This is a genomic window from Campylobacter concisus (assembly GCF_002913045.1).
In the GTDB taxonomy this organism is placed as follows: domain Bacteria; phylum Campylobacterota; class Campylobacteria; order Campylobacterales; family Campylobacteraceae; genus Campylobacter_A; species Campylobacter_A concisus_AP.
Map to the genome: position 1 here is coordinate 1 of NZ_PPAF01000044.1, position 441 is coordinate 441.

The 441-nt window shown below is 50.6% G+C and carries 1 pseudogene; it reads right to left on the reverse strand.

Going from position 1 to position 441, the window contains the following annotated elements:
• Positions 1-441, reverse strand: a pseudogene (gene carB, locus CYP43_RS09360) (carbamoyl-phosphate synthase large subunit); the annotation flags it as partial.

Here is a 441-nt window from a genome sequence, read left to right on the forward strand (position 1 = left end):
ATCCGCAAAGATCGCGCTCTAGACTGCAAAGCGCCTTTTGGATACTCTCTTTAAATGTCCTGCCAATGGCCATAACCTCGCCAACTGACTTCATCGCTGTGCCTAGATATGGGTTTGATCCTGGAAATTTCTCAAATGTAAAACGTGGAATTTTTGTCACTATGTAGTCAATCACCGGCTCAAAGCTAGCAGGTGTTCCTGTGATGTCATTTTTGATCTCATCTAAGCTAAAACCAACTGCAAGCAGTGTGTCTACCTTTGCGATCGGATATCCAGTGGCTTTACTGGCCAGTGCAGAGCTTCGGCTAACGCGTGGGTTCATCTCGATAACGATCACGCGGCCTGTTCTTCGATTCATAGCACACCGCACGTCGCTGCCGCCCGTATCCACGCCGCTCTCGCGACGTCTGGCCAACCTAGCGTCCCGCCCAGCTTGATCCT